Here is a 21,408-nt window from a genome sequence, read left to right on the forward strand (position 1 = left end):
CCTTCCGCCGTGCGATGAGCGTCCGCATAATGACCAATGCGACGACATGCCGACCCGGGGGCCGAATGACGAATCTCAGTGCCAAGGAGCGAGCTGACGCGCTCCTGCTGGCCAATCTGCTCGAGAAGCTGCGGACCCACGACGGTCTGACCGTCGACCGCTTGAACGCAGGCCGGAAGACCCACGCGGCCCCTCTTCTCGGACTGGCCGCCACCCGGCGATTCGCGATCGTCCACGAGATGGAGCCGCCCGCGGCCGCACTCGAGCTCATCATCCACTGCGTCCGCGACGACATGTCCGGCCGCCAGCAGATCGTCGCGGACGCCACCCTCGCACTGGGATTGCACACCGAGGCCTATGCACGCGCCGGGGTGGACGACCGGATCGTCCGCTCGCTCTATCACGGTTCCCTGGGTACGCGTCGCGAGATGCTGCTCAAGTACTGGGCTCAGCTCCATCAGGCGCTCGGCGTGCCGCACGACGATCCGCCGAGTGACCGCGCCTTGCGTGGCACCACAGAGCCCGCCGTACTACGTGAGCTGGCCAACCAACTGATCCGGCGCAACGTCTACTCGGCCGGATCCAAGGCCGTGCTGCCGGCCGCCGATGGCGCCACTCCGGACACTCAACGACCGCAAGGCCGGGTGGTCGTCGTCGGCGGCGCGGTGATGGACGCCACCTTCCGGACCAAGACGCTGCCCGTGCCGGAGACCTCGAGCGAAGCGTATGGATTCGATCTCTCACCCGGCGGCAAAGGCCTCAGCCAGGCCGTCGCCGCGGCCCGGCTGGGGCTTCAGGTATCCCTCGTCGCAGCGATCGCCGACGATCACTTCGGCGACGAGATCGTCGAGTACCTGGAGGACGAGGGCGTCGACACGGGGCTGATCAAGCGCGTGACCGGGAAGAAGACGCCCTTCACCGGCATCTTCGAGATGGAGCTGGGCGACAGCATCGCGGTCAACTGGCGAAACCAGGCGGCAGTCCAGATCACCGAGGAGGACGTCGAGGACCGGCAGCGCGAACTGGCGGCCTGCGATGTCTTGCTGGTCACCTTCGAGGTACCGCGGGAAACGATGCAGCGCACGCTCGCCCTGGTCCATCAGGACCCGGCCAACCGGCCGCTCGTGATGGTCACCCCGGGCCAGCCGTACGTCGACGAACGCATCTCCCGCGACACCTTCTCGCGGATCGACTATCTGGTCGCGCATCCCTGGGAGCTCGGCCACTTCACCTCGCAGGGCCGCGGGCCGTTCGATCCCGACCCGGTCGCCAGGAACCTGCTCGCCATCGGCGTCGAGACGCTCTGCATGCTCGTCAACGGTGGCTGCACGGTGTACTCCGGCACGGCGCACGACGTTCTCAGCGTGCCGACGATCCCCTCGATCTACAAGGAGTCCTCGGCTGCCCGAGATGCCTTCTGCGCCGCCCTCGCCGCAAAACTGATCGACAACGAGCGGGTGTTCTCCGCCGACGTCGCCCTGTGGGCCGCCGCGGCAATGACCTGCGCGACGGCCGACTTCCCCCTGACGAACTCGATGCCCGACCGCGCCCGCGTCGACGCCCTGCTCAGCCGCTCCCTGTTCGGCAGGGGGTAGCAGCGCGCTCAGCTCAGCGGCGGAGTCTGCGGCGCAGCTCGTCCGCGACGGGCTCGGTCTCACGGCGCACCCGGCAGCAGTAGATCACCGAGTCCAGCAGCTTCGCCCGGCTCTGCTCGAAGGTGCCCGGAAACTTCGCCCGCAATTCGTTCAGATTCGCCCCGCCGAACTGGGTCCGGAGCTGACGTGGGCTGGCGTAGATACCGTCGACATAAAGGTAGGGACGCGGCTCGATGGACATCCAGGGATGCCAGTTGGCGGCCCGGTAACTGGCCCCGACGAAACCCAGGTTGGGATCGACGGCCGTGGTCAGCAATTCGACCGCAGGATACTCCCGGCGGATCACCTGCCGGACCTTGCCGAGTAGGTAGGAAATCGCATTCACCGGCGCTACGTTGAACGAGTAGACGCGGGAGACGTCCCAGACCGCCGACCGCGGTAGGTCGAATTGGGTGTGGATCTGCCGGCCGACCCGGAGCCACTCCAGCGGCGAGACACTGCACAGCGTCACCGGCCGCCGGGTCACCGGATCGATCAGCGCGAAGTTGATCGATCCCGCCCGGGCGCTGCGCAGATAGTGCAGGTTGCTGAAGATCGCGTTCGCCTGGAGGCTGCCCAGCTGGACGAAACGCAGATCCGGCAACGGGTACTGGTTGGTCGGGATCAGGTCGCGGATCCGCTCGTGGTCGGACACCAGCCGGGCGGCGTTCCGCTCCATCTCCGCACGGATCTGGCCTCTTGTCACGGTCCCGCTATGCAGGGCCACCCGGGGCAGATGCAACAAGGTCCGGACCGTCAGCGCGCGCGACTCCACGGCGAAGCGGTACAGGGTCTGCCGGCGCAGCTCGGTGAAAGCAGAGTCATCCTGACGGCAATCGGCCAGCGAGAACCGAGCCGGGTGGTGGGGGGTCGGGACTCGTGCGGAAACCGCCTTGCCGGCGGCGCTCGTTACCACTCGAGAATGCTAGCGGAAAGTTGCCTCGACACCGCAAATTCGGCCCGCGCCGCAACGAGTTCGCCGCTGGAAGGCGTTCTGGTGACAGTTTCTGCCAATTGGCAGGAACTGCCTGCCAACTGGCGGGGCGGCAGCAGGCCGGGAGCCGCCAAAAGCCGCCGCACGATCACCAAGTCGGCGTCATCCACGCATTTGTCATGACCAACACTGCCGGATTGACAACCTTTTGTCGTGGCCTTCACTAATAGTGAGGGAACAGCACCACGGATCGCCCCAATCTAACCCACTGAGGGCGAAAATCAACCGCTCGACAGGAAGTGAAACAAGAGAAGAGGAATGCCATGCCTCACAACGAGTTCATCGTATCCGTCGTCGTCCTGGCCTCCGCGGTACTCCTGATCTCCTTCTGGAAGCAGATTCTCTTCATTCTCCTCTTCGGGGTAATCATGGTGTTCTGCTTCGGTGTCTACAACGTCGCATCGGCGGTCCACGGCTGACCCGGCCCCCGACCGCACCGCCCACGACCCGCCCGGACCATCACCGGGCGGGTTCTTTTCGTAGGCTCGACAGGATGAGTGACGATGCCGCCGATCTCAGCCTGGTCGAGGTGCTCCAGCTACTGGAGCGCCGCAAGCTGTCCGCGCGCGAACTCGTCCTGGACTGTCTGCACCGGATCGAGCTGACCGAGCCGACGCTGCGGGCCTTCGTCACCCTGACCCAAGACCTCGCCCTGGACGCGGCGGTGCGGGCGGACGAGGCGCGGGCAGCCGGTGCCGAGGTCGGCCCGCTCGCCGGCGTACCGGTCGTCATGAAGGACGTCTTCCTGACGCGAGGCGTGCTGACCACCGCCGGCAGCCGGATTCTGGCGAAGTACATCCCGACCGAGGACGCCGCCGTCTGGGAGCGGCTCGCCGGCGCGGGCGCGGGGCTGCTGGGCAAGTCGACCACTCACGAGTTCGCCTACGGGACCGCGTCTCCGCCGACTGCCAACCCTTGGGACATCACCCGGACTCCCGGCGGTTCGTCGGGCGGCTCGGCGGCTGCCCTCGCGGGCCGGATGGCACCGATCGCGACGGGCACCGACACCGGTGGATCGCTGCGGATCCCGGCCTCCGCTTGTGGCGTGTGCACCTTGCGCAGCGCCCGCGGCCGGATCTCGCGCTACGGCGCCATCCCGCTCAGCCCGTCGTTCGATGTCGCGGGTCCGATGGCCCGCAGGATGCGCGACCTCACGGTGCTGCTGCGCGTTCTGGCCGGCTACGATCCGCGCGACCCTGGCAGTCGCGACGAGCCCGTACCGCGGTACCCGGACAAGGCACCGAGAGACATCCGTGGGATCCGGATCGGACTTCCGCTGGAGATGTCCTGGCGGAAGGTCGACGACCGGATCGCGAAGGTCTGCCAGCAGGCGCTCGGCATCCTGGTCGATCGCGGCGCCGAGCTCGTGGAGATCGCGGCACCGGCGAACGCGGCCGTAGTACTGGCGAAGAACCTCGGTGTCTTCGACACGATCAACGAGACCGAGGCGCACCAGATCCACGATCTGCTCGTGCCACACAGCCACCTCTACACCCCACAGGTGCGCGAGCGGGTCCGGAAGGGCGAAGCCATCAGCCGCGAACGCTACGAAGAGGCGCTGCTGCTCCGCGACGACTGGTCGCGGCGCTGGCGACGACTGATGGTCAAGCACCGGCTGGACGCGATCGCGCACCCGACGATCGACGCGCCGCCGCCGCTGATCGATCCGAGCCTTCCGCCCAAGGGGCCACGGATCCGCCTGTCGGTGCCCTGGTCCATCGCGGACTTCCCGGCACTGAGCGTGCCGGCCGGCTTCGACGACCGCGGCCTCCCCGTCGGGCTGTCGCTGGCAGGCCTCCCCGAACGCGAGGCGGAGCTGCTGGGCCTTGGGATTCTGATCGACGAGGAGCTGCAATTGTGGCGCCATGGGCCGCCCACCGGGCCCTAGTTCACCACTTCCTGGTGGGCGGGATGGACCGGACTGTGTATAGGGGATTCGGCATCCGGCCGGTGACGGGGATGGGCGGACGGGTGTCGAGGTCGGCGTAGCCGAGGGTCAAGCGGTAGCCGTTCAAGGGATAGCGGGCGAAGGTCTCGCCCAGCAGGTCGGTGGCGGCGAGTCGGTCCGCGTGTTCGGGGTACTCGTCCGCGTACGCCTCGAGTTCGCCACGAAGGGTGCCCCAGAAGATGTCCGGCGACAGGAGTTCCGCGGCCGCGAGGACGTCTGCCAAGGGGTTGAGGACGCCGAGGAAGAGGGCGTCTACGAGGTATTGGCGGAGGATGTGCCAGGGCTTGCGTGGGAGGACTCGGGCGTGGGAGTCGGGTTCTGGGCCGCGGGCCGGGATGGGGGTGGTGGAGATGTTGACGTCGTCGATCAGGTCTTTGATGACCAGGCGGGACGGTCGGCCTTCGGGGGTGCAGATGATGGAGAGGTTTTCGCCGTGCGGGTTCACGGTGATGCCGTAGTGGTGCATCAGGTGGAGAAGGGGGCGGATGAGGGTGGAGATCAGGTCGGCTAGCCAGGTGGTGGCGTCTGTGTTGGAGGCGGCGATCAGGGCTGCCACCAAAGGGGCGCCAGAGGTGTCTCTATGCAGTATGGCGGCCAGTGGCCATGCCGTCTCGGCTGGCTGCAGGCGTGGGGTCAGCGGGTCTCGCCAGATGCAGCCGAGAGTCTCCGTCCACTGGTACGGGACTCCGTCGGACAGCTGTGGATGGCGGACGGTCACCGACGCGACCTCGCCGAGCAGCTCGGTCCCCAGCCGGTTGAAGAGCTCGTCGCGGTACCAGATGCCGCGCAGCCATTGGGTGACCATCGGTGCCGCCAGCGAGCAGTGCGGCGGGATGCCCCGGTAGACAGAGGTGTTCAGGATCTTCAGCGGCAGCTTCACCTGATATCGCTGCGACTGGGACACGTTCACCATCGTGCGGATCGACTGGGTCGGCCGGTAGTCGTCAGGCCCCTCCCCCAGCTCCACGATCTCGCCAGTGGCCAGCTCACGGGCCCACTGCGTCCGTACTACGTGGTCGAGCTGCCACGGATGACAAGGGAGCCACACGTACGAGTCCGGGTCGACCAGCTTGGCGCGGAAGGCGTCCAGAGCGGCCGGGTCCAACTCCTGGCCGACCACGGCATGCTCGGACAGCTCCGGGGTTCCGCGGAACTCGGCGAGCCCGCGTCGTACGGCGAGCCAGACCAGGCGGACCGGAGTACGGGCTTCTGGGGTGTAGCGGAGGCTGTCGGCGGCGGAGAAGCCGAGGCGTCCCTTGTTAGCCACTAGGAGAGGGTGGCCGGTGAGGTGGCCTTCCAAGCCTGTGTGGTCCAGGCCGATCAGCTCTGCGTTGGGGACAGCGGTAGAGGCGAGACGTACGTCGGCAGCGAGTGTGCTCGAGAGCTCTGCCACGTAGCCGGCCACTGTGGATCCGGAGATCCCTAGCGCTTCAGCAGCGTCCACCAGGAACTGCACAGGGTCGGTGGCCTCCTCGCTCTCGTCGTTGCCGAGGATGCCGGCCGCAGTACGGCGTACGGAGCCGGGGACCACTCGATAGCTACCGAAGCCGCCGCGGGTCGAGGAGAAGGTGTAGGTCGCTGTGCCGAACGACAGGCGATCGCCATCGGGCTGCAGGAGGTCTTCGGTGCAGAGCTGCGAGATCAGTTTGGCCAGTAGCTCCGAGGAGCTCTCGGTCCAGCTCATCCCGGGACGGAGAAGCTCGTGAAGGCAGTGGACTTGGGCAGCCGGAAGACCTCGCGACCTGCGACGCTGTTGAGGATTGTGGCGTTGCGGATCGCCCCGATGCCCAGGTCGGGCGCTGCCACGCCGTGAGTGTGTAGGTCTGCGTTGGCGACGAACAGCCTGCCGGTCAGTGGGTCGTCGGTGCTGATGCTGTGGTCGCGGTTCACCACCCAGCGCCCGGCAGCGTCTCTGTGCACCAGCGGGTCCAGGGCAGCGAAGAACGGCAGCGGGCGGTTGCGGTAGCCAGTGGCTGCCACTACTGCGTCTGTCAGGTGCTGGAAGGTCCGCCCGCTGTCGGTGTGCCGCATGGTCAGCTCGATGCCGTCAGCACGCGCTACTGCGGACTCCACGGCCACACCGACCTGCAACTCGACCGGCGCCACAGCCGAAGTACCGAGGTCTCGCTGGTAGAGCACGTCGTGGATCTCCTCCAAGGTGTCCGAGGAGATGCCCTTGTAGTGCCGCCACTGATCCTTGACGAGGCGATCGCGGGTCGACTCCCCCAACGCGTGGAAGTAGTCGATGTACGACGGCGTCGTCATCTCCAGCACCAGCTTGGAGTAGTCCAGAGGGGTGTAGGCCGCAGTACGCGTCAGCCAGCTCACGCCAGGCCCACCAGCCGCATTGGCCCGCAGTAGGTCCAGTGCGCACTCGGCGCCGGACTGGCCCGATCCGACCACTGTCACCCGCCCGGCCCGCAGTAGGTCGTCCCGGCGATACAGGTAGTCGGCGGAGTGCAGGAACCGCTCCTCCGGCAAGTCGGCAAGGGCAGCTGGCACGGCAGGCTCAGTACCGACGCCTAGTACCAGGTGTCGGGCCCTGAAGACCTCCACCGATCCGGCACGCTCCACTGTCAGCGTGAACGCGTCGTCGTCGAACACCACCTCGACCACGTTGTGCCCGAAGTGCAGCGAGTCAAGCTGCGCCGCACACCAGCGCAGATAGGCCTCGTACTCCTGCCGCGTCGGGTGGAACTTCTCCCGCACGTAGAACTGGTACAGCCGGTCGTTGTCGCGCAGGTACGACAGGAACGACAGCGGGTGCGCAGGCTCCACCAGACTGACCAGGTCGGCCAGGAAGGACACCTGCAGCATCGCGTCCCCGAACATCAGGCCCCGATGCCAGGTGAACTCGGGCCGGCTGTCCAGCACCGCCAGCTTCACCTCGTCCACGCCACTGGCCAGCGCGGCCAGGCCCAGGTTGAAGGGGCCACACCCGATCGCGATCACGTCGTACGGCTCGGTACTCATCTCAGGCCTCCACTGTCCGGGTGCGGACCATCAGTAGTGCTCTCTTCTCGGGCAGCTCGAGCTCCCCTTGGGTGACGAAGCCGGCCGCCTCGAACGCGCGAACCGACGGAAGATTGGTGATATCGGGCTCGGCGACCACTCGCTCGCTGAGCGGATCGGCGCGGAGCAAGGCGTCGGCCAGCGCGCGAAGCAGCCGACGGCCGAGCCCCCGGCCGAGCAGGTTGGTGTCGCCGATCGCCACGTGGACGCCCCAGTCGTGCTCATGCCAGGCGTAGTACTCCGCCAGCCGGTCGTGGCGGACCCGGTAGAGCTCCGCGTAGCCGATGGACTCGCCATGCATCGAGATCAGGCAAGGGATCGAGTGCACCCCCGCTAGCTGCTCCTCGATCGCCTGCGCCCACCGCTCGACCGACCAGTCCTGCTCCCACCACTTCAGGATGTGCGGCTGGACCATCCACCAAGCAATGGTCGAGGCATCGGCCGTCGTGGCAGGGCGCAGGTCGAAGCCGCTGTCCAGATGCAGCAGCGGTGCGACGTCACACCTCACAGCGCGCCCAGCCGGAGGGGGTTGGGAACCTCCAGATAGACCGACTGCGCGTCCAGCGGAGCCACTACCTCGTCGATGCCGCGCAGGCGAGTCATCATGTTCGCCTTGCAGGGCAGCTGATCGGCAGACAGCCAACGCTGCGCCAGGCGGTCGCCGTCAGGGCCAGCGGCCTTCAGCGATGCCAGAGCCTCCGACAGCCGGTCGCGGACGACGCCAAGCAGCGCGTCCTCAGCAGCCAGCCCATCCACCGCCAGGGTGCCGACCACGGCCAGCGCCTGGTTGTGCAGCAGGTAGTAGGTCAGCCGGTCGTCGACGATCGCGTCGTCCACCACAGCCAGTGTCGAGTCGCTCAGCCCAGTGACGTCCAGCAGGCCACGCAGGTACGACGAGGCGAGGTAATAGCCCTGGTTGTCCCGGTAGGCCCCACCCGCGACCCGTCCTGCGTCGTCCAGGCGAACCAGCGTGTTCTGCTGATGCGCCTCCAGCCCGATCCCCGTCTCGGCGTACAGGTGGAGCATCGGGACGAGCACCTCGTCCACGTACGACGCCACCCACGCCTCTGCACCGCCATCGCCATGACCAGCCACCGCAGCACCCAGCCGACTGAGCTCCCCCGGCCGCGGCGCGACCAGACCGGCCAGGCACGCGTAGCTGTCGACACCAGCCGGTACTTCGCGCACGGCGACGTCCAACCCGGTCAGCAACGGGCCGCCCTCGTCGAGTGCCACCCAGGCCGGGTCGCGCACGATGGAGAAGCGCGGGTACGCGGTCGCAGTACCGGCGTTGTAGGCGGAGTCCAGGAGGCGGTTGATCTCCAGGCCACGGCGCAGCTCTGTCGGCGTCGACTCGCGCTTGGAGTTCGTGATGCGCAGTCCGAGTGACAGCTTCAGCATCACCGGGAGGTCCGGGTGGTAGACCGTGCGCAGGCTCGACGTCGGGTACCACTTCGCGCCCAGCGGTCCCAGCGGCTCCATCCGGCCGTCGGCGATCAGTGCGGCGACCCGTGGGCGCTTCAGCACGTCATTGGCCTGCCACGGATGCGCCGGCACGAGCACGCGGCCAGAAGGAGGAGTGATGCCGGCCAGCGCGGCCATCAGCTGCAAGGCGTCCAGTCCCTGCAGTGATGGCGCGCCGACCACCTGGTCCGAGGACACCAGCTCGGCGTCGACAGCGAACCAGTGCACCGCGAAGCGGCCACCGAGCTCCGGCGAGTACGCCGTCAGCTCGGCACCGCTCAACCCGTCTCGGCTCTTCGGAGCCGGGTGGTTCAGATGGCCGAACAGCAACGCCTGCTCGGCCTCGAGAAAACGACCAGCCTGGAAGCGCCTCAGACCACCCTGGCCCGCGTCCTTGCCGGCTTGCCGGCCGTCTTCCTGGCCGTCTTCCTGGTCAGCCTGCCGGCCGGATACGAAGACGGTCACGTTGCGGACCGACTCCGCCGTACGCGCTGCGAGGTCGTCGATCTCGGCCGGGTCGGCGCCGACGGACAGCAACCGGACGAGCTGCTCAGGACTCACCGAGGCACCGTCGACGCGGACCTCGGCGAACTGGTGCAGCCCGGTCTTCGACGCGTGCCGCACCGTCGCCGTCAAGGCCGAGGAGCCGACCTCCAGCGTCAGCGGACCGGCCGAGACCGGGACCGACGCCTCCCGCGTGTAGCACCGCAGAATCGCATTGAGATGGGCTTCGACGGCCAGTGAGGTCGGTGAGATCACGCTGCTCCCTCGCGAGACAAGACGTCGTGACCGGTGGCCACGACCTGGTCGAGCAGGTCCTCGATATCCGTCACGGTCGCGTTCGGGTTCAGCAACGTCAGCTTCAACGCGACCGCCGCCGGACGGCCGCCCCGGGCCGGGATCCTGGTCCGGCCGATCAGCACCCGCCCCGACGTCAGCAACCGGCGCCGGACCTCGCCCTGGACGGCGTCCAGCTCGGCCGCCGCCAGGCCCCGTCCCGCGACCCGGAACAACACCGTGGTCAAGGTCACCGGCGCCAGCAACTCGAGCTGGCTGTCGGCAACGACCCGGGCCGCGGCGGCGTGCGCGAGCTCGTGACAGGTGTCGAGCATCTTGCCCAGTCCGGCCCGGCCGTATGCCGTCAGCGTGGTGGCGACTTTCACCGCGTCCGGCCGGCGGGTGGTCTGCAGGCTGCGGCCGAGCAACCCGTCCAGCCCGGAATCGATGTCGTCGGCCGGGTTCAGATAGTCCACCGAGCGCCCGAGAGCGGCGAACCGGTCCCGGTCCGCGACGAGCAGCATGCTGGTGGCGGCGGGCTGCCAGCCGATCTTGTGCAGGTCCAGCGTCACCGAATCGGCGAACGGCAGCTCGGCGAGCAGCGGCGCGAGCCGGTCCGAGAACAACGCGCCGAACCCGTACGCCGCGTCCACGTGCACCCAGGCGCCATGCTGTCGCGCCAGCCCGGCGATCTCCGCGATCGGGTCGATCGAGCCGTAGTCGGTTGTACCGGCGGTCGCGACCACGGCGATCGGCGTCCGGCCGGGCTTGCCCAGCTCGTCGGACAGGATGTCCGGGCGCAGCCGGAAGTCGCCGTCGGCCTGGATCGTGATGGCCGCATCCTCGCCGAGCCCGAGCGCTGCACACGCCCGCTGGACGGAGAAGTGGGCGAGCTCGGAGCAGAACACGACCGGCTTCTCCAAGCCGGCCAGGCCGTTCCGCCGGACGTCGATGCCGAGCGCGGCGGCCGCGCTGTCGCGGGCGATCAGTACGGCGAGCAGGTTGGAGATCGACCCGCCAGGGGTGAGCACGCCATCGGCGGCCGGGCCGAAACCGGCCATCGTCGCGAGCGCCCGGACCACCCACTGCTCGATCGCCAGCGTCGCCGGGCCCGAGTCGTAGGTGTCCATCGAGGCGTTGCTCGCGGACGCCAGCGCGTCGGCGTCCACGGCGACCTGGAGCACCGGCGGCTGCAGATGAGCCGCCGCGTGAGGGTGACTGAGATCGATCCCATCCCGATCGAGCAGACCAGCGATCAGGTCCAGCGCGGCCGACTCCCCGACGCCGGTCGACGGCACCAGCGGCGCACCGAGCAGCTCGGCTGCCCGCTGCTGCACAGCAGCCGGCGTACCGGCCGGAAGCGGGCCCCGTTTACTGTCCCGCACGGCCGATGCCAGCGGCCAGCGGCGGCGGTCCGCCACGCGCTGATCGCGATCGAAAGGACTGTGCGGTGCGTCGAGGGACGACATCCAGCTTCTCCTGGGGAAGTTGTCGAGTAAGGCAACCCTTACTTAGGTAGACCTAACCTACTAACGCCGGGGCTGTGAGTGTCAACCGGGGTTCCCTGCGTGATGCACCACAGCAACCGCCTCGTCTGGTAGACGAGGCGGTTGTCTGTGAACGACTCAACGGTCGTACGGGGTACGGGTCAAGGCGAAAGTGGCGAGATTCAGCTGCGTTATAGCGTCACCGTCACGGATGACGCGGAGCCGCTCGCCGGCGAAGTACCCGTCGCGGCCTTGGTAGAGGTCGGGACCGAGTGGTGAGAAACGACACGTGATCCCACCCGACAATTGCAGGATTCCGCCGGCGACCGAGATCGTCAGCGGGGTGTTGCCCCAGTACCAGTGCCCCAGCAGCTCCTCACCCTGGGCGAGCTCCGGCTCCGGCACCCACTCCACCGGCAGCGGCGGCTCGTACGACGCCAGCGTGCGCATCAGGTCGAGCGGCACGGTCGCACTCTTCCCGTACGTCGCGTTGGCCAGCGTCACGCCACCGATCCGCCGGGCCCGGTCGACGAACAACCCCGCCACGAACCCAGGCATCGAACCGGTGTGCCCGACGAACAGGTGCGGGTCGTCGGCGTGCATCCGCAGACCGAGCCCGTACGACGCGGCCAGCGACTCGCGGGGATCAGCGGCGGCCGGAGCGGCCATCTCGTCGACCGTGTCCCGGTTGAGCACGTCGTAGCCGGGGTCGATCCAGAACGCGGCGTACTTGGCGAGGTCCTCGACAGTGCTCCACAGCTGCCCGGCCGGCGCCATCGCACCGGCATCGTATGCGGGCTCCAGCTCGAGCCGCCCGCTGAACGGATGCACCGAGTACCCCTGGGCCGCGGGCGTCACCGGGAAGTACGATGTCCGGCGCATCTCCAGCGGATCGAGGATCCTCGACGCCACCAGCTCCATCCACGGAGCACCGCGCAACTGCGCGACGATCTCGCCGAGCAACGCGTAGCCGAGGTTGGAGTAGTGGTGCCGGCGGTCGGGTTTGCCGGCCGCCTGCGACTCATCCATCGCGGCCGTCAGCGTCTCGAAGGAGACGCCCGGGTTGCGCTCCCACCAAGGCCCTTCGGGCTCGGCGTTCATCCCACCCGAGTGCGCCAGCAGGTGCCGGATCGTCAGCTCGCCGAACGCCACCCCGGGCAGATGCTTGCCCACCGCATCGGTCAGCGCGAGCAACCCGTCGTCGCGGCACTGCAGCACCAGCACCGCGGTCATCGTCTTGGTGATCGACCCGATCCGGTACTGCACGTCCGGACCGGGTGCCAGCCCCCGCCCATCCACGATCTGTCCGCGCGACGCGGTCCACACCAGCGCGCCGTCCTTCAGCACGCCGGCGTTGATCGACGGCAACTTCCACTCACTCTGGGCTGCCGCGACTTCGGCGTACAGGGCGGCAGCGGTATCAGGACGGACGTCAGTCACTCGAACGCTCCAGTGCAGGTCGTCGGCAGACCATTATGCGACGCACCGGCCCCCGTCGCGAGTCCCGTTACTCGAAGGACTCCGGCGGAGGGCAGGAGCAGATCAGGTTGCGGTCGCCGTAGGCGCCGTCGATGCGACGGACCGGCGGCCAGTACTTCGTGGTCCGGTCGACCGACTGCGGGAACGCGGCCTCCTCGCGGGTGTAGGCGTGCTCCCACTTGTCGTTGATCACCGACGACGCGGTGTGCGGCGCGTTGACCAGCGGGTTGTCACCGGCCGGCCACTCCCCCGCCGCGACCCGGTCGATCTCGTGCTTGATCGCGATCATCGCGTCGCAGAAGCGGTCGAGTTCCCCCAGGTCTTCAGACTCGGTCGGCTCGACCATCAGCGTGCCCGCCACCGGGAACGACATCGTCGGCGCGTGGAAGCCGTAGTCGACCAGCCGCTTCGCGACGTCGTCGACGGTGATACCGGTCTCCTTCGTCATCGGCCGCAGATCCAGGATGCACTCGTGCGCGACCAGCCCGTTCTCGCCCGTGTAGAGCACCGGGAACGCGTTCTCGAGCCGCTTGGCCACGTAGTTGGCCGTCAGCACCGCGGCCTTCGTCGCCGAGGTCAGCCCCTCGGCGCCCATCATCCGGATGTAGGCCCAGGAGATCGCGAGTACGCCGGCCGAACCGAACGGCGCCGCGCTGATCGGGCCGACGCCCGACTCGGGGCCGGCCTGGTCGAGCAACGGGTGGTTCGGCAGGTACGGCGCCAGGTGCTCGGCGACCGCGACCGGGCCGACACCCGGGCCACCGCCGCCGTGCGGGATGCAGAACGTCTTGTGCAGGTTCAGGTGGCTCACGTCGCCACCGAACTCACCGGGCTTGGCCAGCCCGAGCAGCGCGTTCAGGTTCGCGCCGTCGACGTACACCTGGCCGCCGTGGTCGTGGACGATCTGGCAGACATCGGTGACGCTCTCCTCGTACACGCCGTGCGTGGACGGGTAGGTGATCATGATCGCCGCGAGCTTGTCGGCGTGCTCGTCGGCCTTGGCGCGCAGGTCGGCCAGGTCGATCGTGCCGTCATCGTTGCCCTTGACAACAACAACCTTCATCCCGGCCATCACCGCGGAGGCGGCGTTGGTGCCGTGCGCGCTGGCCGGGATCAGGCAGACGTTGCGATCCTCGTTGCCCTGGGCCCGGTGGTAACCGCGGATCGCGAGCAGCCCGGCGAGCTCACCCTGCGAGCCCGCGTTCGGCTGGATGGAGACCTTCGCGTAGCCGGTCACCTCGGCCAGCCAGCGCTCCAGCTGACCGATCAGCTTCACGTAGCCGGCAGCGTCCTCGATCGGCGCCAGCGGGTGCATGTCGGCGAACTCGGGCCAGGTGACGGCTTCCATCTCGGTGGTCGCGTTCAGCTTCATCGTGCAGGAGCCGAGCGGGATCATGCCGCGGTCGAGCGCGTAGTCGTAGTCCGACAGCTTGCGCAGGTAGCGCAGCATCGCCGTCTCCGACCGGTGCGTGTTGAAGACCGGGTGAGTCAGGTACTCCGAGTTCCGGGTGACCGTCCCGGCGAGGTCGATCCCGCCGAGGGTCGCGTCGTAGGTGACGCCGAAGGAACGGCAGACCCCGCCGAGCGCGGTCGCGTCGGTCTTCTCGTCGCAGGAGATGCCGACGTGGTCCGCGTCGACCTGACGCAGCCAGATACCGTTCTGGCGCGCGTTGTCGACGACGTCGGCCGCGCGGCCCGGCACTCTGGCGAGCACGGTGTCGAAGAACTGGTCGTGCACAACCTCGACGCCACCCGCCTTCAGCGAAGCGGCGAGGCTGTCCGCGTTGCGGTGCACCCGGTCGGCGATCGCCTTCAGACCGTCAGGACCGTGGTAGACGGCGTACATCGACGCGACAACGGCGAGCAGCACCTGCGCGGTACAGATGTTGGAGGTCGCCTTCTCGCGGCGGATGTGCTGCTCACGCGTCTGAAGCGCCAGCCGGTACGCCGGCGCGCCGTCCGCGTCGACCGAGACGCCGACGAGGCGGCCCGGGAGCGAGCGCTCGAGGCCTGCGCGCACGGAAATGAAGCCGGCGTGCGGGCCGCCGTAGAACAGCGGGACGCCGAAGCGCTGGGAGGACCCGATGACGATGTCGGCCCCGGCCTCACCTGGCGCCTCGAGCAGCGTCAGGGCGAGTAGGTCGGAGGCGACCGCGACGAGCGTCTCGCGCTCGTGTGCCGCGGCGATCAGCGGCTTCAGGTCGCGGACGACGCCGCCGGAACCGGGGTACTGGACCAGGAAGCCGAAGAAGTCGCCCTCGGGCAGACCGTCCGTGGTGTCGGCGACGACGACCTCGATGTCGAGTGCCTCGGCGCGGGTCTGGACGACGGCGATCGTCTGCGCGAAGGTGTCGGCATCGACCAGGAAGCGGTTGCTCTTGCTCTTGCGGTTCGAGCGGTGCGCGAGCGTCATCGCCTCGGCGGCGGCGGTGCCCTCGTCGAGCAGCGACGCGTTCGCGGTCGGCAGGCCGGTCAGGTCGGACACGACGGTCTGGAAGTTCAGCAGCGCCTCGAGCCGGCCCTGGGAGATCTCCGGCTGGTACGGCGTATACGCGGTGTACCAGGCCGGGTTCTCGACCAAGCGGCGGACGATCACCGACGGGGTGAAGGTGCCGTAGTACCCCTGGCCGATCATCGAGGTGGCGACGTTGTTGCGCGCGGCGAGCTGACGCAGCTCGGTCAGCGCGTCGACCTCGGAGGCCGGCTCGGGCAGCCGGAGCGGCTCGGTCGACCGGATCGAGGCCGGCACGGCGGCATCCACCAGCGCGTCGACATCGGCGTACCCGAGGGTCTGCACCATCCGGGCGATCTCGTCCTGGCGCGGACCGATGTGGCGGTCGGCGAAAACGGCCGACACCTGGGGAGTGGTTTCAGTCATTGAGGAGGCTCCGTTGCTGACAATTGCCGGTGGCCTCCCCCTCTGTCACGCGGCACGCGCTTCAGAGTCGCCTAAGACACTCGGTCCATGGGCCTGAGAGGTTCCGGGGAGGAATTGCCCCTTCGGCGCCCAGCTGTCCAGCTTGCTGAGACTCTCCCGAGTGTTGTGTACGGCTGAGAAAGAGAATACCTCAGCCGGTCATCCGGGCCCGGCGGCGGGCAGCCAGCTCGTCGTTGGCGTGGTCGTCGGTCTCGCCGTGCGCGTCGAGACGCTCGGTCGGCAGCTCGGACAGCGAGCCCTCGACCTCGCGCCAGACACCGCCGAGGGCGATCCCGAACACTCCCTGGCCGCCGGCCAGCAGATCGATGACCTCGTCGGGCGAGGTGCACATGTAGACGGACGCGCCGTCGCTCATCAGCGTGATCTGGGTCAGGTCATCGATTCCACGCTTGCTCAGGTGGGCGATGGCGCTGCGGATCTGCTGCAGCGAGATACCCGCGTCGAGCAGCCGCTTGATCACTTTGAGCAACAAGACGTCGCGGAAGCCGTAGAGCCGCTGGGTGCCGGAGCCGGTGGCCGGGCGCACGGACGGTGATACCAGTCCGGTGCGGGCCCAGTAATCCAGCTGACGGTAGGTGATACCGGCCGCGGCGCACGCCGTCGGTCCGCGGAAACCGACGTCATCGGGCATCGGCGACAGATCGTCATCGAAGAGCAGACCCTGAACGCCGGCGCTGGCGGCCGCCTCGGCGTGTGCTTCGGACGTCGACTGCGCCGTCAGATCAGTGTCGCCGGTGCGTGTCACGCCTGAGCCTCCCTGGGTACCGACTGGAACGGATCACATCCGTGGAGTTACAAGGCCCCACGACTCCTTCAAGGTAAGCCGCCGCTCAGGCCGGGTCAACGACAACCGCACGTAGCCGGAGGCGTGTCGCGGTTCCGATACGAATCGTTACCTATCCGGCCTTGTACCAGCCAACCCCAAACCCGCCTGTACTGCGCCCCGCATCGCACCCTCCGCCGTCACCACCACCGCCCCAAACGTTTGAGGGGTTAACCCCTCAGATGGCGGGTTGCCTAGCGGGAGTCTGAGGAGGCAACCCACCGTTTGAGGGGTTAACCCCTCAAACGCCGGTCCGGAGCCGGACTTGGGGTGGGTGGGGCGAGCGGGCGACGCAGGAGCCGCGACGCGGGGGGACTTCAGCTTTTGTCGAAGTCTTCTGGGGTTACGTGGTCGAGGAACTCGCGGAAGCGTTCGACTTCTTCTTCCTCGACGACCTCGTCGTCCTCGTTCTCGCTGTCCGGGACCGGGATACCGGCCTCGGCCAGGATCTCCTCGGTGCAGAAGACAGGCGTACCGGTGCGCAGGGCGAGCGCGATCGAGTCCGACGGGCGGGCCGAGATCTCGGTCTTGTCGTCGAAGACCAGGATCGCCTCGAAGACGCCGTCGGTCAGGTTCACGATCCGGACCTGGCTCAGGGTGTGCCCGAGGACCCGGATCGTCTCCGCGAACAGGTCGTGCGTCAGCGGCCGGGGTGGTTCCATCCCCTGCTGGGCGAAAGCGATCGCGCTCGCTTCGGCCGCACCGATCCAGATCGGCAGGTACCGCTCACCGCCGACCTCCCGGAGCAGCACGATCGGCTGACTCGAAGGCATCTCAACCCGGACTCCGACCACGTCGACTTCGCGCACTCCTTCAGCCTACTCTGCGGGCCGGGCCGGGGCTGCCCCGACGGGTCGGCCCCGGCCCGTCGGCAGCCGTAGTACAGGTCAGCGGGTGAGACGGGAGCGGACCAGTGCCGCGTGCAACCGAACCGCGAGCGCGGCCAGCTCGAGCGTCTTGTCGTCCCGCCGCGGTTGCACCACCTGCTCGATCAGCCCCACCTCGCGGTCAGCGGCAGCCCGGAACGGCCGCAGGTGCCGCGGCTCGATCCCGTACTGCGCGAACTCGGCGGCCGCCTTGGCGATCAGGATCGCGTCGCCGTCGTAGTGGTTGCCGCGAGCCACGACGAGGTTGTGGCTCTCCAACTGCTCCAGCAACTCAGCGGTGATCCCGGCCGCCACCCGCAACTCGTCGCGGGTCAGCTTGAGCTCGGTCCCGTATGTCGAAAAGTCCACCGCATCGGGCAGACCGGCGGGCTGAGGCAACTCCTCCGGCGCCGCAGGCCGGCCACCCGGCGCGGGCGGCCGCAGACCGCGGTCCATCGCGCCGAGGTGGTCCTTGATCACCTTCAACGGCAGGTACTGGTCGCGCTGGGCGGTCAGCACATAGCGCAGCCGCTCGATGTCCGCGGCGCTGAACTTGCGGTAGCCCGACGCCGTCCGGGCCGGCGTCACCAGCCCCTCCGCCTCGAGGAAGCGGATCTTGGAGATGGTGACGTCGGCGAACTCGGTCTGCAGGAGCTGCAGCACCTCGCCGATGCTGCTGCCCCCTGAAGAAGAGTCAGCTGCGTTCATTCGAGGCCCACCCCACCGCCCCGGTCAGGCCTGCCGGATCAGGCCTGACCACTGGCGTAGTAGACCAGGCGGTACTTACCGATCTGCACCTCGTCGCCGTTCGACAGTTGCAGCTCGTCGATCCGGTCACGGTTGACGTACGTGCCGTTCAGGCTGCCGACGTCGCGGACCTTCACGCCCTGCGGGTCGCGACGGAACTCCGCGTGCCGGCGCGACACGGTCACGTCGTCCAGGAAGATGTCGCTGTCGGGGTGCCGGCCCGCGGTGACGACGTCGACGTCGAGCAGGAACCGGCTGCCTGCGTTCGGGCCGCGCTGGACGATGAGCAGCGCCGACCCCGTCGGCAGCGCGCCGACGGCGGCCTCGTCCTCGGCGGACAGCTGCTCACCGACCTCGAAGCGCTCGGTCTCGGGCTCGATGCTGATCGGTGCGAGCATCGCGGTGTCGGTCACGCCAGGGGCGGTCACCGGACGGTCCGCGCCAGGGAGCATCGTTCCGCACTGCGAGCAGAACTTGCTGCCCTCGGAGTTCTCGTGCCCGCACTGGTTGCAGAACGGCATGCTGTGATCCTCCCGATCGCCGGCGGTCCGGCGACGTTCTCAGTTGACCCCGTGATGACAAGTGTGGCCTGCGACCCCAACCCTCGACTGGCGGTTGAGGTCCGACAGAACCTACCAGTTAGTGCCCTGCGTCCGAAGTTCTCTGAGTGATTGCGGCGCCCAGGTGCGTGCATCGCGGTGCTTGAGGAGCGTCCTCGATGCGGAGCATCGTGGATGCTCGTCAAGTGCCGCGAGGTGCGTGCCTGGGCGCCGCAATCACTCAGAGAACTTCGGACGCAGGGCACTCAGTGCCCTGTCAGCTCTGGTCGAGTTGGCCCTTGTAGGTCTCGGCGTCCATCAGGCCGTCGACCTCCTCGTCGTCGTCCACCTCGATGTCGAGCAGCCAGCCCTCGCCGTACGGGTCGGTGTTGACCAGGTCAGGCTGGTCGGCCAGTGCCTCGTTGACGGCGCGCACGGTGCCGTTGAGGGGCGCGAACAGGTCGCTGACGCTCTTGGTCGACTCCAGCTCACCACAGGAGTCGCCGGCCCGGACAGCGGTACCGACCTCCGGCAGCTGCACGTACACGATGTCGCCGAGCGCGTCCTGCGCGAAGTCGGTGATACCGACCCGCACCGGGCCCTCGCCGGCCTTCACCCACTCGTGCTCGGCCGTGTACTTCAGGTCTTCGGGGTACACCTCGGTCCTCTTTCTTTAAGGGGAACTGCCAGTCAAAGGAAACTGCAGGGTTACTTCGTCGGGCTTGGCGCCGGGCGAGCGTAACGATGCTCGTCCGGGACGTGCAAGGCGGTGATCCCCAGCTGGGCGACCTCGGTCACCTCGGCCGTACCACCGATCTGCGGCCCGGTCACCTCACTCACCAGGCCACCGGGGAAGTTGGCCGCCTCGGCCAGGTTGTGCGACTCCCCGATCGCCTCGATCACGTACGGCGACTGCACCTTCTCGCCGTCGATCTTGACGCCGGGCGCATCGTCGACCAGGTCTGTACTGGCGACCACCCGGACCTGGCCGTTGATCTGGATCGCCTCGGCACCCGCGTCGCGGAGCTCCTCGATCGCGTCCAGCAGGTTGCTGGACTGCATCTTGGCGTCCGGGTCGTTCAGCGTGATCCGGACGCCGGGACCCACGGCGGGCAGCGTGCCTGCCAGGATGCCGAGCACGCGCACCTGCTGCTCGGCCTGCTCGCGGGCGGTCTGCGCCTTGTCCGCGCTGGAGATCAGCGTGTTCTTGCGCGCCTCCAGCTCGGTGATCTCGGTCTCCAGCCGGCGGGTGTTCTGGCCGAGGCCGTCGAGGATCGCGATCAGGTCCTCGCGCCGGGCGTTCTGGTAGCCGTCGTCGGCCCGGTTCACCCGTACCTGGACGACGGCCATACAGGCGACGAGCGCGAGTACGACGGCCACGATCGCCTGGCCGCGAGACGGCTTGAACCCGGATCGCAGCCGCCGCAGCGCCAGGTTCGGCGTCTTCGGCTTGGGCATCGGCGTCGGCTCGGCCGGGTGCGCCTGCTCCGGTTGCTCCGGCGGCGGGGCCGGGTCGTCGGTACTCATGTCAGGCCCGGAAGACGTGGCGCCGGATCGCGGCCATGTTGGTGAAGATGCGGATGCCGAGTACGACCACCACGCCGGTGGACAGCTGGGAGCCGACGCCGAGCTGGTCGCCGAGGTAGACGATCAGCGCCGCGATCAGCACGTTCGAGACGAACGACACGACGAACACCTTGTCGTCGAAGATGCCGTCCAGGAAAGCGCGCAGAGCGCCGAAGACCGCGTCGAGCGCGGCGACGACGGCGATCGGCAGGTAAGGCTGGGCCCACTCCGGTACGTCGGGCGCGACCAGCAGACCGACGACGACGCCGATCACCAGGCCGAGGACGGCGATCATTTCTTGCCCACCTTCGCGTACCGCAGCGCGATGGTGGCATCGGCTGGCACCAGCAAGGAATCCTCCGTCGTGATCGTCATCCGGATATGAAAGTTACTGACCAGGTACTGCACCCACTGGCCACCGGAGCTCTGGGCGAACCGGGCCGGCATGGTCGCTGTCTCCCCGATCGCCAGCACCGTGTACGGCGGGGTCAGGGAACTGTAGTCGACCGTGATCGCACTACCGGCGCCACGGATGGCCGTCAGCGAGGTGAGCCGGTGACCGTTCACGGAGATCGCTTCGGCGCCCGCCGTCCACAGCCCGTTGACCAGCTGTTGCAGATCGACGTCGAGCAACCGGCCCTGCTTGTCGTCGGAGTCCTTGGCGTCGTCGACGACCGCCTTCAGCCCCTGACCGGTCACCGCGACGGCACCGACCTGCAACTCGAGGTCGTTCAGCTTCTGCTGTAGCGCAGCGCCCTCGCTGGTGTTGCTCAGACCGCCGGCCTGGAGGCCGCGGACCTCGTCGGCGAGCTTGATCTGGTCGCTGCGCAGGTCGTTCAGCCGGCCGTCGGCCTGGTTGATCCGGGTGATCAGCTCTTTGCGCTGCTTCTCCGCCTCGGGCGCGCTGCGGTAGTTCTGCGACGCGGCCACGGCGAGCAGGAAACCCAGGACGAGCAGCGCGATCACCAGGATGATCCTGTGCCGCGACTTGTTGGGCTTGTCACCTTGGGCAGGCCGGGACCTGGCCGCGACGGCGTAGCCCTCGTCCAGGGGGTGGGCCATCAGGTTCGTCAGCAGCGACATGGACGCGTCGACGCGCCGCTGCCCGGGCGGAGATTGGCCAGCTGGAGCCTG

General features: G+C 68.2%; 19 protein-coding genes and 1 riboswitch. Of the genes, 3 read left to right on the forward strand and 16 right to left on the reverse strand.

The window, feature by feature from the left end; all coding sequences use genetic code 11:
- The first annotated feature begins 65 nt into the window (after nt 1-65).
- A complete protein-coding gene (locus G3I17_RS14655) occupies nt 66-1,595 on the forward strand; it encodes a PfkB family carbohydrate kinase (protein ID WP_164596563.1) in 1,530 nt (509 codons plus the stop codon).
- Between the two features lie 13 nt (nt 1,596-1,608).
- On the opposite strand, the gene G3I17_RS14660 is transcribed toward G3I17_RS14655, so the two are convergent.
- Nucleotides 1,609-2,550 (reverse strand): hypothetical protein, encoded by a 942-nt coding sequence (locus tag G3I17_RS14660; protein ID WP_164596564.1) that lies wholly within the window; start codon nt 2,548-2,550, stop codon nt 1,609-1,611.
- Between the two features lie 341 nt (nt 2,551-2,891).
- On the opposite strand from G3I17_RS14660, the gene G3I17_RS14665 reads away from it, so the two are divergent.
- Both G3I17_RS14665 and G3I17_RS14670 read left to right on the forward strand, forming a co-directional pair.
- On the forward strand, nt 2,892-3,047 hold the full coding sequence (locus G3I17_RS14665; protein ID WP_164596565.1) for a hypothetical protein: 156 nt from the start codon (nt 2,892-2,894) through the stop codon (nt 3,045-3,047).
- Between the two features lie 74 nt (nt 3,048-3,121).
- Nucleotides 3,122-4,516, forward strand: a complete 1,395-nt coding sequence (locus G3I17_RS14670) for an amidase (protein ID WP_164596566.1) — start codon at nt 3,122-3,124, stop codon at nt 4,514-4,516.
- Nucleotide 4,517: 1 nt separating this feature from the next.
- On the opposite strand, the gene G3I17_RS14675 is transcribed toward G3I17_RS14670, so the two are convergent.
- The 15 genes from G3I17_RS14675 to G3I17_RS14745 form a co-directional block, all read right to left on the reverse strand.
- Nucleotides 4,518-6,260 carry an IucA/IucC family protein gene (locus G3I17_RS14675; RefSeq protein WP_164596567.1) on the reverse strand — a complete coding sequence of 581 codons (1,743 nt, stop codon included), beginning with the start codon at nt 6,258-6,260 and terminating at the stop codon, nt 4,518-4,520.
- Nucleotides 6,257-7,549, reverse strand: a complete 1,293-nt coding sequence (locus G3I17_RS14680) for a SidA/IucD/PvdA family monooxygenase (RefSeq protein WP_164596568.1) — start codon at nt 7,547-7,549, stop codon at nt 6,257-6,259. The genes G3I17_RS14675 and G3I17_RS14680 overlap by 4 nt, the downstream gene beginning before the upstream one ends.
- Before the next feature lies 1 nt (nt 7,550).
- Nucleotides 7,551-8,096, reverse strand: coding sequence for a GNAT family N-acetyltransferase (locus G3I17_RS14685; RefSeq protein ID WP_164596569.1), 546 nt, complete (start codon nt 8,094-8,096; stop codon nt 7,551-7,553).
- Nucleotides 8,093-9,811 carry an IucA/IucC family protein gene (locus G3I17_RS14690; RefSeq protein ID WP_164596570.1) on the reverse strand — a complete coding sequence of 573 codons (1,719 nt, stop codon included), beginning with the start codon at nt 9,809-9,811 and terminating at the stop codon, nt 8,093-8,095. Before G3I17_RS14690 ends, G3I17_RS14685 begins: the two co-directional genes overlap by 4 nt.
- The gene (locus G3I17_RS14695; RefSeq protein ID WP_164596571.1) at nt 9,808-11,298 is read right to left on the reverse strand and encodes a pyridoxal-dependent decarboxylase; all 1,491 of its coding nucleotides are present in this window, start codon (nt 11,296-11,298) and stop codon (nt 9,808-9,810) included. The genes G3I17_RS14690 and G3I17_RS14695 overlap by 4 nt, the downstream gene beginning before the upstream one ends.
- A 156-nt stretch (nt 11,299-11,454) precedes the next feature.
- The gene (locus G3I17_RS14700) at nt 11,455-12,756 is read right to left on the reverse strand and encodes a serine hydrolase domain-containing protein (protein WP_164596572.1); all 1,302 of its coding nucleotides are present in this window, start codon (nt 12,754-12,756) and stop codon (nt 11,455-11,457) included.
- A gap of 67 nt (nt 12,757-12,823) precedes the next feature.
- A complete protein-coding gene (gene gcvP, locus G3I17_RS14705) occupies nt 12,824-15,673 on the reverse strand; it encodes an aminomethyl-transferring glycine dehydrogenase (RefSeq protein ID WP_164596573.1) in 2,850 nt (949 codons plus the stop codon).
- A gap of 71 nt (nt 15,674-15,744) precedes the next feature.
- Nucleotides 15,745-15,842, reverse strand: a riboswitch (glycine riboswitch).
- Between the two features lie 21 nt (nt 15,843-15,863).
- Nucleotides 15,864-16,364 (reverse strand): MerR family transcriptional regulator, encoded by a 501-nt coding sequence (locus tag G3I17_RS14710; protein WP_203590241.1) that lies wholly within the window; start codon nt 16,362-16,364, stop codon nt 15,864-15,866.
- A gap of 509 nt (nt 16,365-16,873) precedes the next feature.
- The gene (locus tag G3I17_RS14715) at nt 16,874-17,365 is read right to left on the reverse strand and encodes a bifunctional nuclease family protein (RefSeq protein ID WP_164596575.1); all 492 of its coding nucleotides are present in this window, start codon (nt 17,363-17,365) and stop codon (nt 16,874-16,876) included.
- A gap of 78 nt (nt 17,366-17,443) precedes the next feature.
- Nucleotides 17,444-18,130 (reverse strand): MerR family transcriptional regulator, encoded by a 687-nt coding sequence (locus tag G3I17_RS14720; protein ID WP_164596576.1) that lies wholly within the window; start codon nt 18,128-18,130, stop codon nt 17,444-17,446.
- A gap of 38 nt (nt 18,131-18,168) precedes the next feature.
- Nucleotides 18,169-18,690: an FHA domain-containing protein gene (locus G3I17_RS14725; RefSeq protein ID WP_164596577.1), complete on the reverse strand. Its 522-nt coding sequence runs from the start codon at nt 18,688-18,690 to the stop codon at nt 18,169-18,171.
- 295 nt (nt 18,691-18,985) lie between these two features.
- The gene (gene gcvH, locus G3I17_RS14730) at nt 18,986-19,366 is read right to left on the reverse strand and encodes a glycine cleavage system protein GcvH (RefSeq protein WP_164596578.1); all 381 of its coding nucleotides are present in this window, start codon (nt 19,364-19,366) and stop codon (nt 18,986-18,988) included.
- Between the two features lie 50 nt (nt 19,367-19,416).
- The gene (locus G3I17_RS14735; RefSeq protein WP_164596579.1) at nt 19,417-20,235 is read right to left on the reverse strand and encodes a DUF881 domain-containing protein; all 819 of its coding nucleotides are present in this window, start codon (nt 20,233-20,235) and stop codon (nt 19,417-19,419) included.
- Between the two features lies 1 nt (nt 20,236).
- On the reverse strand, nt 20,237-20,569 hold the full coding sequence (locus tag G3I17_RS14740; RefSeq protein ID WP_020389931.1) for a small basic family protein: 333 nt from the start codon (nt 20,567-20,569) through the stop codon (nt 20,237-20,239).
- A complete protein-coding gene (locus tag G3I17_RS14745) occupies nt 20,566-21,357 on the reverse strand; it encodes a DUF881 domain-containing protein (protein WP_164596580.1) in 792 nt (263 codons plus the stop codon). The genes G3I17_RS14740 and G3I17_RS14745 overlap by 4 nt, the downstream gene beginning before the upstream one ends.
- Between the last annotated feature and the right edge of the window lie 51 nt (nt 21,358-21,408).

Origin of the sequence: Streptomyces sp. SID13031 (assembly GCF_010548305.1) — a bacterium.
GTDB lineage: Bacteria > Actinomycetota > Actinomycetes > Propionibacteriales > Kribbellaceae > Kribbella.